General features: G+C 59.9%; 13 protein-coding genes. 3 read left to right on the top strand and 10 right to left on the bottom strand.

From position 1 onward, the window contains the following. Positions 1–63: 63 nt before the first annotated feature. The 4 genes from WI754_RS22550 to WI754_RS22535 form a co-directional block, all read right to left on the bottom strand. Positions 64–846 (bottom strand): SDR family oxidoreductase, encoded by a 783-nt coding sequence (locus WI754_RS22550; RefSeq protein ID WP_341487529.1) that lies wholly within the window; start codon positions 844–846, stop codon positions 64–66. Between the two features lie 76 nt (positions 847–922). Continuing rightward, positions 923–1,867 (bottom strand): LysR family transcriptional regulator, encoded by a 945-nt coding sequence (locus WI754_RS22545; protein ID WP_341487528.1) that lies wholly within the window; start codon positions 1,865–1,867, stop codon positions 923–925. After that, positions 1,864–2,529, bottom strand: coding sequence for a TetR/AcrR family transcriptional regulator (locus WI754_RS22540; RefSeq protein WP_341487527.1), 666 nt, complete (start codon positions 2,527–2,529; stop codon positions 1,864–1,866). The genes WI754_RS22545 and WI754_RS22540 overlap by 4 nt, the downstream gene beginning before the upstream one ends. 163 nt (positions 2,530–2,692) lie before the next feature. Then, complete coding sequence (locus tag WI754_RS22535) at positions 2,693–3,607, bottom strand: LysR family transcriptional regulator (protein ID WP_341487526.1); 915 nt, start codon at positions 3,605–3,607, stop codon at positions 2,693–2,695. Between the two features lie 109 nt (positions 3,608–3,716). Between WI754_RS22535 and WI754_RS22530 the strand changes: the two genes are divergently transcribed. After that, entirely contained in the window at positions 3,717–4,784 is a 1,068-nt protein-coding gene (locus WI754_RS22530; protein WP_341487525.1) for an SDR family oxidoreductase, read from the top strand. Positions 4,785–4,882: 98 nt separating this feature from the next. On the opposite strand, the gene WI754_RS22525 is transcribed toward WI754_RS22530, so the two are convergent. After that, entirely contained in the window at positions 4,883–5,209 is a 327-nt protein-coding gene (locus WI754_RS22525; protein ID WP_341487524.1) for a NifU family protein, read from the bottom strand. Continuing rightward, a complete protein-coding gene (locus WI754_RS22520; protein WP_341487523.1) occupies positions 5,206–6,216 on the bottom strand; it encodes an amidohydrolase family protein in 1,011 nt (336 codons plus the stop codon). The genes WI754_RS22525 and WI754_RS22520 overlap by 4 nt, the downstream gene beginning before the upstream one ends. 192 nt (positions 6,217–6,408) lie before the next feature. Here WI754_RS22520 and WI754_RS22515 point away from each other — a divergent pair, with 192 nt between their 5' ends. After that, positions 6,409–7,302, top strand: coding sequence for a transketolase (locus WI754_RS22515; protein ID WP_341487522.1), 894 nt, complete (start codon positions 6,409–6,411; stop codon positions 7,300–7,302). A gap of 1 nt (position 7,303) precedes the next feature. After that, the gene (locus WI754_RS22510; protein WP_341487521.1) at positions 7,304–8,296 is read left to right on the top strand and encodes a transketolase C-terminal domain-containing protein; all 993 of its coding nucleotides are present in this window, start codon (positions 7,304–7,306) and stop codon (positions 8,294–8,296) included. Positions 8,297–8,816: 520 nt separating this feature from the next. On the opposite strand, the gene WI754_RS22505 is transcribed toward WI754_RS22510, so the two are convergent. From WI754_RS22505 to WI754_RS22490, 4 genes are all read right to left on the bottom strand, one after another. Further along, positions 8,817–10,322: a tripartite tricarboxylate transporter permease gene (locus tag WI754_RS22505; RefSeq protein ID WP_341488051.1), complete on the bottom strand. Its 1,506-nt coding sequence runs from the start codon at positions 10,320–10,322 to the stop codon at positions 8,817–8,819. 13 nt (positions 10,323–10,335) lie between these two features. Further along, positions 10,336–10,803 (bottom strand): tripartite tricarboxylate transporter TctB family protein, encoded by a 468-nt coding sequence (locus WI754_RS22500; RefSeq protein ID WP_341487520.1) that lies wholly within the window; start codon positions 10,801–10,803, stop codon positions 10,336–10,338. Positions 10,804–10,843: 40 nt separating this feature from the next. Next, positions 10,844–11,920 carry a tartrate dehydrogenase gene (locus WI754_RS22495; protein ID WP_341487519.1) on the bottom strand — a complete coding sequence of 359 codons (1,077 nt, stop codon included), beginning with the start codon at positions 11,918–11,920 and terminating at the stop codon, positions 10,844–10,846. 111 nt (positions 11,921–12,031) lie between these two features. After that, positions 12,032–13,000: a tripartite tricarboxylate transporter substrate binding protein BugD gene (locus WI754_RS22490; RefSeq protein ID WP_341487518.1), complete on the bottom strand. Its 969-nt coding sequence runs from the start codon at positions 12,998–13,000 to the stop codon at positions 12,032–12,034. Between the last annotated feature and the right edge of the window lie 121 nt (positions 13,001–13,121).

The raw sequence follows: 13,121 nt of genomic DNA, 5'->3' as shown, positions 1-13,121 counted from the left end.
AGGGCCTGCTGTCGAATTCACTCTTCAGCAATGCTGAAGAAGATTTGAGTCCGCATCGCGCGCCTAAAGAATTGACCGGATCGTGCCGCCTTCGGCCCGCATCGCCATGCCGTTGAGATGAGGCGATGACGCCAGATGGACGACGCTTCGGGCGATCTCCAGGGGCTCGATCATCCTGCGGATCAGGGAGGTCGGTTCCGTGTCATCGAAATATTTGGCGACCACATCCGCGCGGGTCACGCCGCGTTCCTTTGCGATCTCTTCGTGGTATCGCTTGACGGCATCCGTGTCGGTCGGACCGGGTAGAATGGTATTCACGCGGACGCGGGTGCCTTTGGTCAGTTCGGCCAGGGCCCTCGACACGCCGAGAATACAAGTCTTCATCGCGCCATAATGCGGCATCCAGGCCTGCGGCTTCACGCCGCTTTCACTGCCGACGAAGACAACGCTGCCTTCGCCGCGTGCCAGCATGTCCTTTAGCGCAAGGCGCGCCATCCGCACGCCGGTCATGACGTTGACATCGAAATAGCGAAACCAGTGCTCGTCCGTCGTCTCGAAGAAGTCCCTGACCTCGAAGATGCCGACGCTGTTGACGAGGATATCCACCGGCTTGCGACTGATGGCGAGCTGGTAGAGAGCCTGCGCCTCACCCTCGGCGGTCAGATCTCCCGGCCGGCCGCGGCACTGCGGTCCGATCGCCGCGCATGCACCTTCCACCTCCGCATCGCTCAGACCGCTTACCGTGACGTCCGCATGCTCATCGGCGAAGGCTTTTGCGATGGCAAGTCCGATGCCGGTCGCACCGCCCGTGACGAGGATGTGTTTGTCTTTCAGGCCATAATCCATTCGAAACTCCACGTTTGATCGTTCGGCAAAGCCGCGAGGCTGCCGGTTGAAGACATTCGACTGAAACAATTTTCTGCTAGGCGGCGCCGCAGAGCTCGAGAGGGGGCCGCAGGCTGAGTTCCACGCTGCGGCTCATGCGCTTGACCCGCCGAATGAGAAAATCAATGAACTCCACTGTTCTGAGCGGCAGCCTGTGCCTCTGCTCGGACAACAGATGGATGATGGCGGGCTCTTCCTGGAAATCCAGCAGGACCGGCACCAGCGTGCCCGCCTCGAGCGCGTGACAGACATCCCATGACGACGCGTGGATGATACCCTGCCCGGACTGCGCGAGATCGATAAGCGCCGTCCAGTCGGACACAAGGCGGTTGCCGCTGACCCGAACGATACTCTGCTCCCCGTCGGCTGCGAACGACCATTTGTCGTTGGGAAGTTTGCCGTCGAGATAGATAAGACAGTTATGGTTCGCAAGGTCATTCGGCGCCTCCGGAACGCCGAACCGGTCGAGATAGGCCGGCGACGCGCACGTCACGATCGGATTTGCACCGAGTTTTCGGGTGGTCAGCGCACTGTCCGGCACAGCGCCGAACCGGATCGCCATATCGCACTCGTTCTCGACGAGGTTCACGTCATCAGCTCCGAAGATCAAGCGAAAGCCCACCTCCGGGTGGTCTTTGCCGAACTCGTTCGTCAGCGGAACCAGATATTTGCGTCCGAAGTCTGCCGGCGCTGCGATCGTCACCGTGCCGAATGCGCACCCCTTGCGGGCACGCATCGTCTTGTCCAGTTTTTCGAAATCATCGATGATCGCCTTCGACGTCTCGAATAGATACTTCCCCTCCTCCGTCAGGCTCAAAGAACGGGTCGTCCGCTTCAGCAGCGCCACGCCGAAATGGTCCTCGAGCGCCTTCAGGCGCCCGCTCATCGTCGCTGGCGAAAGACCGAGCTTTGTGGCCGCCATCGAGAAGCTGTTGGATTTGACGATCTCGGAAAAAACGCGGAGGTCCTGGATACTGTTCATTTCGAGCCCTCCATCGCCGAAATATACGTGCCCATGCGGCTCATGCTTTCGGAAAGTCCCGTGACGAAGACATCGACGCGCGCCTCGATGACGGGATCAAGATTTTCGGGGATCTTGTTGCGGTAGATGTATTTCCGAACGCCGAAATAGAAGAAACTTGAGTGAAACCCCCAGACGATCTCCAATGCGAGCTCGTCGGCAGCCTCGCCTGTCGGCGGCGTGACGCCCGCTTCCGCGGCGATCTCCCTGTAGATCAGGGGAAACGTCGTTTCATGAAGGAGCCCGAGATATCGCTTGCTGATCTGGGGGTCTTCAAGCGCGGATGCGATGAAAATGCGGATCCACCGCTCGTCCAGGATGGCTTCCGTATAGGCCTTCAGGTAGCGGATCAGGCGTGTGCGTATCGGAATGGTGCGGTCGGAAAGCTGGGCATTCCAGTTCGGATCCCAACGCTTTAGATACACCTCGTCGTAGATCTTCCTCAGAAGTTCATCGCGGTTCTTGAAATACCTGTACAGAAGCGGCTGCGACACGCCGAGCGCATCGGCCAGTTCCCGCGTTGTGAAGCTCAGGCCACGCTGCGCGACGTAGGTGATCGCAAAGTCGAGAATCTGCTGCTCGCGATCGGCGGCATCGAGATATTTTTTGACTGCCTTTTGCATGTTCCGCCAGTTCCGGCAGCATTGCCGCCGCCGTCCTTCCCGCTATCGAAACAGTTTTGGCTCCGGCCTTGTCTTAGGTCCAAAACCACTGATGCCCACTCCCTAGGCAAGAATATGGGTAACACCAGCCCAAGAAATGATCAAGTGATAATTTATCAAATGATCATTTTGATCGGTTGGAATCGGCAAGATTGGCGACGAGGAAGTCGAGAAAACGCCGGATCCGCTGAGGGACATGGGACTGTGCGGAATAGATGGCGCTGATAGGTTCGGCCTCTTGTGCGTCGTACTTGGTCAGCAGCGCAACCAGCCTCCCCTCCTCCAGGTCCCTGCCGACGTGGAATTCGGAAAGCCTGGCAATACCGAGCCCCGCAAGCGCAAAACACCTTAGCGTTTCGCCGTTGTTGACCGCGAGATTGCCGGCAACCGGAACCACGATCCCGACGCCGCTATCGTCGACATCTCTGAAATTCCACGTGGAGTGCTGCGGTTTGCCGGCAATGGTCAGGCAGTTGTGTTTCCTCAGGTCGTTAGGGTGACCCGGGCTGCCATGCAGGCGCAGGTATTCCGGGCTTGCCACCACATGCCGTGGCGAATTCAGGAGGCGCCTCGTCTTCATGGATGAATCCTGCAGACTTCCCGTGCGGATCGCCAGATCGGTCCGTTCCAGGATGAGATCGACGGGCTCGTCGCTGAGCTCCAGATCGATTTTCATGCCGGTATTCTCGGCCAGGAACTGTGGGATCAGCGGACAGACGGCGTGGACCCCGAACGGAACGTTGCAGCTCACCTTGAGAACGCCGGCGGCACTTTCGGACTGCCGTGCGACCTGGGCTTCCACCACAGAGATATCCTGCAGGATGGATCGAGACAGGGAGTGAAATGCCTCGCCTTCCGATGTCAGGCGCAGCGACCGCGTGGAGCGGACGACGAGTTGCACGCCCAAACGCTGTTCAAGTCGCGCGACGAGCTTGCTGATTGCCGATGGAGAAAGCCCTAGTTTCTCGGCCGCATTTGAAAAGCTGCCGGACTCGGCAACGCAGACGAATACCTCCATCTCCAACGCGCGATTTTGCATGGCGGCTCCATCTGTGAACAATTTTCATTTTACTTATTCCGCGAAGGGGATTTCCGGCAAGCGTGTCAGCAGCCATCCTCCATCCTCTTTCCAAACAAGAGAGGTAGATATGTACCAGAAGCGCGCGCTGATCGTCGGGGCAACCGGGATCGTCGGATTGAATGTGGCCGAGCATCTTCGCAGCGAAGGTGGTTGGGAAATCCATGGGCTGTCGAGGCGACCGCCGGTCGGCGCTTCCTACATCCGGTCGCACAGTGTCGACCTGCTTGACCGGGAGGCAGCGATCGCCTCGCTTTCAGATCTCGCCCCCACTCACATCTTCTACTGCTCCTGGACGCTCGGCGCCAACGAGGACGAGAACATCCGTCTGAATGGCAACATGCTGCGCACGGTGCTCGATGCCTTCGTCGAGAAAGGCAGCGTACAGCATGTCGGCGTCGTCACCGGCACCAAACACTATCTCGGACCCTTCGAGGACTACGGCAAGGTCAACCCGGTCACGCCGTTCCGGGAGTCGGCGCCCCGTTTACACAAGAAGAACTTCTACTACGAGCTCGAAGACGTGGTGATGGATTACGGTGCGAAATACGGCTTCGGCTGGTCGGTGCACCGGTCTCATACCATTATCGGCTATGCGGTCGGCAACCTGATGAACATCGGCGCCACGCTGGCAACGCATGCCTCGATCTGCAAGGCGACGGGGCAACCCTTCCGCTTTCCCGGCAGCGCCACCGCCTATCGGGGCCTGAATGACATCACGGACGCTCGAATCCTTGCCAAGCAGATCGTGTGGGCGGGTACCGAGCCGAATGCCCGAAACGAAGCGTTCAATGCGGTGAACGGCGACGTCTTCCGGTGGGAGCAACTGTGGCAGCGCATCGCCGACTATTTTGGCGTTCCGGTCGCCGACTATCCGGGCGAATTCAATTCGCTCGTAGACCAGATGAAAGGGTCCGGCCCCGCATGGGACGAACTCGTCAAGGCGCATGGCCTGCAACCCAACACGCTCAACAAGCTTGCCTCCGCCTGGCACACCGATCTAGATCTCGGCCGTCCGATGGAATGCGTGCATTCGACGGCCAAGGCACGGGCGCTGGGCTTTACAGAAACCCAAGACACCGAACAATCATTCATCGATGTCTTCGATCGCCTACGCGCTGAAAAGATCATCCCCTGAAAGCGGCATGCCGCGACGCAGTCGCGGCTCTCCAAACAAAGATGCGGGAGCCAGGCCCCCGCATCTTTTTGTTCGATCATATTCCCGGAGTGTAGGGTCTACGGCACGGGAGAGGCAGCCGCCGGGATCGGACGCGCGCCCAGTCTGCGCGCAAGTCGGTCGAGCGCTTTCGGCCCGACGTTGACCTGCTCGCACCGGACATCCGTCACGCCGTCCACATCCATCAGGTAGGAACGGATCGGCCCCACATAGGTCATCGCCATGTTGGGGCATGCCTTGCAGGCGCCCAGAAGCCGGATATTGACGACACCCTCGGCGGAAATATCGGATACCTCGATATCACCGCCATGGCCGAGAATAAGCGGCCGCACCCGGGCGAATGCCGCTTCCAGCGCTTCGGGCGAGATAGATGGTGCCCCACTCATGCCACCAGCCCCAGTTCGATCTTCTTCGCCTCGATATCGATCCCCATCCCCCGCGCGAACGCCTTGCCGAGCATGTTCTCCTTCATCTCGCGCGTGATCTCCGGATAGCCGTAGCGTTCCTGGAGTTCTTCGGGCATTTCGAGATTGGCCAAGGTGTCGATGTAGGTCTGGACATGCGGCCAAATGAAAGCCTCCGATCCGTAGCAGATCCGGTCCGAGCCGACGAAAAGCAGGGCTTCGCCGAGCCGCTCCAGCATCTTCCAGGGCTGCAGGTAGTACTGGTTGAACCAGAGCGGCAGAATGAGGAAGATGTTGTCGAAGCGGCTGGCAATCGAGATAGTTTCGTCGACATAGGGATCGCCGAGATGATGGATTCCGAAATTCAGCTCCGGAAAATCGGCTGCTGCATACTGGATATCGTTCGGCTTGAATGCCTCGACAGGGCCGAGCTCCAGCGGAAAACCCTTGTGGAACTGCACCATCTTGATCCCGAGATCGATTGCCTTTTCCCACAGCGGATAGGCAATGTCCCGATCGTCGGCCCGCCAGGAACATCCGCGGCGCTGATACTGGTAGAATTTCATGCTGACGGCACCCAGTTCCTTGACCTGCCGCTCCATTTCCTTCAGCGCGAAATCGAGCCCGTGATAGGCCGGATCGACCCCGCCGGTCAGGACGACACGCTTCGGGTTCGACTTGGCGAAGGCATCGCTGAGCTCGACGGGGCCGAGGCCCGCCCGCCAATGCGAGAACAGTGGCACCGAGCAGGCGGATGCCATGTCGGTATCGGAGTTTTCGAACAGCATCTTGTTGCCCCACTCCAGGTCCGGATTGGAGAAGGTCGAGGTTTCCGGCGGCGGACCCTTGCGGCCCGTCAGGTTGATGAAGCCCGTGATCTGCGATCGCAGCAGGCGGACCCGCCTCCCGTCGCTTCCGTCCTTGATCTGATTGTCGCCGAAGTCTTGTGTGTGTACCGCAGCATCGAAAACGAACATCCCGTCTTTCATCCGATATCTCCTCGTCTGGGATTTCTGCACGATAGATGTTCGGTGAGTAACACAGGCGAACCCGTTATTTTCTTTGGAAAATTCGAAGATTGTTTTCAGAGAAAAGCGGCTGCGGGCGCGCTTTCAACTTGTTAAGTCTTGGTCGCAATCGCGTTCGCCTCTACCGGCAGCGCGGAACGACGAGGACTTGACGTGACCAAACCCGACTTTGCTGAAGCCAACCCGCGTTCGAACGATGAACGGTTCCGCCCCACCGCAGACGAAATCGCCTACCTCAAGGACAGGGCAAAATTCTGCCGGCTCGAAACCATCCGGCTGATCGAAATCGCCAAGGTCGGCCACTACACATCGGTCTTCTCAGCCGCCGAACTCTTCTCGGCGCTCTACTACGATGTGATGAACCTGCGGCGCGGGGACCCGAAATGGCAGGATCGCGATCGCTTCATGATGGGCAAGGGACACGCCGCCGTCGGCCTGTTTCCGATCCTCGCGGATCTCGGCTTTATCGATCCCGCTCTTCTCGACGGCTATACGCGGCTCGGCAGTCCGCTCGGCGACCACCCCGACATGACTAAGGTGGCGGGAATCGACTTCAGCTCCGGTTCGATCGGCCACGCACTTTCAGCCGGTTGCGGAATGGCGTTGGCGGCACGCATGCTTGGCCAGGATTTCTTCACCTTCGTCATGATCGGCGATGGCGAGCTTCAGGAGGGTCAGGTCTGGGAGGCAGCGCTGTTCGGCGCCCACAATAGGCTCGGCCGCCTCATCGGCATCATCGACCGCAACGGCTACCAACTCGACGGCGCCGTCGACGACGTCGTCGGGGTCGAGCCCATCGAAGAGAAATGGCGCGCTTTCGGCTGGGAGACGCACGTCGTCGACGGCCACGATATGGCAGACGTCACCACCCTCCTGCGGAGATTAAAAGCAGATGCGGATCGGACGAAGCCGGTCATGGTGATCGCGCAGACAGTGAAGGGTAAAGGCGTTTCTTACATGGAAACCGAGCCGGGTTGGCACCTCGGATATCTCGATCCGTCCGACGCTGCCCGTGCTGTTGCCGAAATCGAGGCCATGGAGATCTGAGATGAACAAGCCACTTTCCGACAAGTCCTGGCAGTATCGCCAGCTGAACGCCATGACCCCCGGCCTCGATGCCCTCTCCGATGCCCTGCTCGAACTGGTGGCGCGCGGCGAACCGATCGTCGCGGGAACGGCGGATCTGCAATATTCCAACGGCCTGTCGAAGTTTCACAAGGCGCAGCCGGACCGCTTCGTGCAGTTCGGGATTTCCGAGCAGAACATGGTGTCGGCCGCCGCCGGCATGGCAGCGGTCGGGATGAAACCCTACGTCGCGACCTTCGCCTCCTTCCTTGCCCTGCTCTGTTGCGAGCAGATCCGCATGGACGTTGCCTACTCCAAACTTCCCGTGCGCCTGATCGGCCACCACGCCGGTATCTCGCTCGGATTCTACGGAACATCCCATCACGCCACGGAAGACCTTGCCATTGCGCGCTCCATCGCCAACCTCACCGTCGTGGCGCCCGCCGATGCAAACCAGCTGATGGAGGTCATCAAGGCGTCGAACGACTACCCGGACCCCATCTATATCCGCATCCAACGCGGCCGGGATCCCGAGGTCTATCCAGATCGCCTGCCCTTCACGTTCGGAAAGGCCATCGTGCATTTCGAGGGAACGGACCTGACGATCATCGCAACAGGCTCCACCGTCCATCCCGGCCTGGAGGCCACAAGAGCCCTTCGGGCTGAAGGCTACAGCGTCGGTTTTATCGACATGGCGACCGTCAAGCCGATCGACAGGGACGCAATCCTTAATGCGGCCGCCGGGTGCCGACGCATCATGACCGTTGAAGAACACAACGTTCTCGGCGGCCTTGGCGGCGCCGTCGCGGAGGTACTGTCGGATGAAGGAATGCCCGTGCGTCTGAAACGGCACGGCATATATGACGAATACAGCCTGATCGCACCGCCGACGCATCTCTACGCCCATTACAAGCTCGATGCAGCCGGTATCCGGTCCGTCGCCGCAGACGTCATCAGGCCCCCCCCGGCTGCCTGACCAAGCGCGCGGTGGACGCTGATATTTCTCGATACTTCCGTAGCGCCGCCGATATGGAAGAAAGACAATCGATTGGCTACCGCCGATTTTTGGAGAGGAGATAGCAATTGCCTACGTCCGTGCAAACGAAACCGAACGAGCCTCCCCTGTCGTGGGCAGAGAGTGTCATGGTTGTGCTTGGAAAAGCCAACATCTGGTATAATTGCTATTCCTACACGCCTGAATCTCATAGAGACCGGTAGCCGACTATAACGGACTCAATGTGGGTAACTTGCTCGGCCGCCAAGTCGATCTTTGGTCCGCAGGTGGCCGATCGGATGCCGGATACAAACTTGAAAGAGCGGTTATATCACTGTCGGCTGTGAAAGAGGTCCGGGAAATCCTGAGATCACCGTTCGCGGCGTAAGCCGATTTATGGAACTTTTCGGAGATGCGACAGTCGCGAAACATTGAGGTAACTATCGCACTCGCAGCACTTGAAAACTCGCCCTCGCTCCAGACAAAAAGCGAATGCCCGGCATCAGTCGTCTTCTACGAACACCTGGTCGCGCTTGGAACGGATCGATGGTAGGAGCGCCAGGATTACGCAGACCAGACCCAAGCCGAGCAGCGATGCAGCGATCGGGTTTGTGACGAACACCGTCGCGTCACCGCGGGAGATAATCATCGCCCGACGGAGATGCTCCTCGAGCAGCGGGCCCAGAACGAAGCCCAGCAGAAGGGGTGCAGGTTCGCAGCCCACACGGATCAGGACGTAGCCGAGTATGCCGGAGACGATGATGGCATAGACGTCGAAGGGGTTGTTGTTGATGGAATAACATCCGATCGAGGCAAAGGTGACGATGGCCGGAAACAGCATACGGTAGGGAATGGTCAGCATCTTCACCCACAGCCCGATCAGTGGCAGGTTGAGGATCACCAGCAGCAGGTTGCCGATCCACATCGATGCGATGATGCCCCAGAACAGCGCCGGCTGGCTGGTAATGACGTCCGGCCCCGGCGTGATCCCCTGCAGGATGAATGCGCCAACAATGAGTGCCATGACCGGATGGGCCGGAATGCCGAGGGTGAGCAGCGGAATGAAGGACGTCTGCGCCGCTGCGTTGTTGGCGCTCTCGGGTCCGGCTACGCCTTCGATCGCGCCATGGCCAAACTCCGCCGGATTTTTCGACAGGTTCTTCTCGACCGAATAGCTGGCAAAGGACGCTAGTACGTGGCCGCCGCCCGGCAATACGCCGAGAAGCGAGCCAAGCGCCGTTCCCCGCAGGACAGGGCCGATAATCCGCCGGAAATCATCTTTCGTCAGCCAAAGGTTCGTGACGTGCTTCACGCCGACTTCGCGCGCGTGTTCATTCTGAAGGTTGCGGAAGATTTCGGAGACCCCGAATATCCCGACGGCAATCGAGACGAAGTTGATCCCCTGCGACAATTCCAGGCGACCGAACGTGAAGCGCTCCTCGCCCGTATAGATGTCCTGGCCCACGGTCCCAAGCAGCAAGCCGATGACGATCATACCCAGCGCCTTCAGGACGGAACCGTGAGCGAGTGAGATCGAAACGAGCAGCCCGAGAACGATCAGGGCAAAATATTCCGGCGCACCGAATTCGAGCGCGATGGAGGCAAGCGGCGGAGCGGCGATCGCCAGCAGCAGGGTTGCCACGCAGCCTGCGAAGAACGATCCGAGCGCCGCGGTTGCCAATGCCTGGCCGGCACGCCCCTTCCGGGCCATCTGATAGCCATCGATCGCTGTCACCGCCGAAGAACTTTCCCCCGGCAGGTTGATGAGGATTGCTGTTGTGGACCCGCCGTATTGGGCGCCGTAGTAGATGCCCGACAGCATGATGAGCGAGGTTACTGGGGAGAATGTAGAAGTGATCGGCAGAAGCATCGCGATCGTCGCCGTCGGCCCGATGCCGGGCAACACGCCAACGAGCGTGCCCAGCAGCACGCCAACGAAACACCAGACGATGTTTATCGGCGTGAGAGCCGTTTCGAAGCCAAGGGCAAGATTCGAGATCAGATCCATCATGGTAAGCACCTCATAGTCCGAAAACCGGCCCGAAAGTCGGAATGGCAACTGCCAGCCCGACCTTGAAGACCAGATAGCAAAGAGTGGCGATGACGGCGGCCATCATAGCCGCCGATACCAGCGAATTTCGGCGGGACGCGAGTGCCGTCATGAACGTGCAAAGCAGGACGACGGGTACGAGCCCAAGATCGCGGGCTCCGGCTGCAAAGATGGCAAGTGCGAGACAGATGAGGACGAGTCCGCGCCAGGGGACGGAACCATCGGTCGGCTCCGGCTCAGTGCGCAAGCCATCAAGGCCGATGACGACGCCCAATGCACCCAGTACGAAAGCAAGAACCACCGGTAAAAAGCCCGGTCCCATCTGTGTCGCGGTCCCGAACTCATACCGTAGACCCTGCACAGCGAAATCGGCCGCGATGGCGATGAATATGCCACCGGCAATCAGGTTTTTCCGGGTGGTCTTTTCGAGTGTAGCCATGGTCTCCTCCCCCTCTGGCCTCCTCTGACGGTGTTCCCGTTCAGATGATATTTGAGCCTGCGATTGCCTCGCATACGGCGTCGGTGACTTGCTTCGTGTTGGCGGTGCCACCGACGTCAGGCGTTAGGATGCCTGCTTCAGTCACGCGCTCGACGGCGCTCATCAGCCGCGCGGCGGCCTCGCGTTCACCGAGATGCTCGAGCATCTGCGCTGCCGTCCAGAAAGTGGCGATCGGGTTGGCGATACCCTTGCCGGTGATGTCGAAGGCCGAGCCGTGGATCGGCTCGAACATTGACGGGAAACGGCGCTCCGGGTCGATGTTGGCGGTCGGCGCGACGCCGAGCGAGCCGGCAAGAGCACCGGCGAGGTCAGACAGGATGTCGGCATGCAGGTTGGTCGCAACGATCGTGTCGAGCGTCTCCGGCTTCAGCGTCATGCGCACCGTCATCGCATCGACCAGCATCTTGTCCCAGGTGACATCCGGGAATTCCTTCGACACTTCGGCCGCGATCTCGTCCCACATGACCATGCCATGGCGCTGGGCGTTCGACTTGGTGACGACTGTCAGCAGCTTGCGCGGGCGCGCCTGGGCCAGTTTGAAGGCGTAGCGCATGATGCGGGTGACGCCGACGCGGGTGAAGATCGCCACTTCCGTGCCGACCTCTTCCGGCAGGCCGCGATGGGCGCGGCCGCCATGGCCGGAATATTCGCCTTCGGAGTTCTCCCGCACGATCACCCAGTCGAGATCGCCCGGACCGCAATTGCGCAAGGGCGGCGTGATGCCGGGCAGGATCTTCGTCGGGCGCACATTGGCGTACTGGTCGAACCCCTGGCAGATCGGCAGGCGCAGGCCCCACAGCGTGATGTGGTCGGGAACGTCCGGAGCGCCCACGGCACCGAAAAAGATCGCGTCGAACTTCTTCAACTTCTCCAGCCCGTCGGCCGGCATCATCACGCCATGCTTCTTATAATAGTCCGAACCCCAGTCGAAGGTCTCGGAGTGGATCTTGAAGTCGCCGCTGCGCTGTTCCAGCGCCTCCAGAACCTGAAGACCCGCCGCTATCACCTCTGGGCCAATCCCATCCGCAGGAATGGCCGCAATCTTGTATTCACGCATGGGAAGTTCGCTCCTATTCGAGGATATCGCGCTCCGTATCAAGCGCCGGGTTCATGGCTCGTTGCCATGACGAGTGACGGGTCGGCGGCGCGGCCGCCGACCCAACTGAGCTTACTTGCCGCTCTCGCTGATCAGCTTCGTCAGTCGCTTGACTTCAGACGCGAACTTCTGGTCAAGCGCCGCCGGTGTCGCCAGATCTTCCGAAACTGGTGCGGTTCCGAGGCTTGCAAAACGCTCGATCACGACCGGATCCTTGAGTGCGGCGCGGAGCGCTTCTGCAAGCTTGTTGCGGATGGCTTCAGGCGTTTCCTTGGGCGCCCACAGCGCATGCCAGGCGCTGAGTTCGAACCCTTGCAGGCCGCTCTCCGCGACGGTCGGAAGATCCGGCAGCACGCCGATCCGCGCCTTCGTCGTGATTGCATAGGGATGAACCTCGCCGGCCTTGAGCTGGGTCATGGTATTGGTCGTCTGGTCGCAGGCGAGATCGATGCGGCCGCCAATGAGATCGGTCATCGCGGGGCCCATGCCCTTGTAAGGCACCAGCGTGATCTTGGTGTCGAGGGCATCCTGCAGCAACCTGCCGCAGAGATCGGAAACGGCACCCGTGCCAGCGGTCCCGAAGGTGACGGCAGGCCCGTTCGCCTTCAAATAGGAAACGAGATCGGTGAACGTCTTCGGCTCGAAATCCTTCCTGCCGACGACCGTCATCGGAACTTCGGTGATCAGCCCGACGCTGGAAAAGTCTTCGATCGGCTTGTAGGTCAGGTTGGGGTAGAGCGCGGCGAAGGTTGCTACGCCAATATGATAGAGCAGCAGCCGATAGCCATCGGGGTCCGCCTGCGCCACGGTTGCGGCACCAAGAGAGCCGCCGGCACCGCCCATGTTTTCGATCAGCACCTGCTGACCCAGCGTCTTGGACATCGACTGGGCCACCAGGCGCGCCACAGTATCACTCGGCCCTCCGGCTGCGGCGGGCACCACGATTGTAATTGGTCTATCTGGATAGTTCTCCTGCGCCAGCGCCAGATGGCTGGACATGGCAAACAGGACACCCGTGAGGGACAACAGTACCTTTTTCATCGCGCTTTCCTCCCTGAGATCGCGAAGGATGCCTCCACATCCTTTTCCATGCCATCTTGCATGCAAGCTTACATTTATCGATGTACACCCGTTTGTCAAGCACCTTGAGAGAGGCTATAAC

Source organism: Pararhizobium sp. A13, assembly GCF_040126305.1.
Lineage (GTDB): Bacteria > Pseudomonadota > Alphaproteobacteria > Rhizobiales > Rhizobiaceae > Pararhizobium.
Note: the sequence above shows the minus strand (reverse complement) of the source record. Positions and strands in the feature narration are given on the sequence as shown.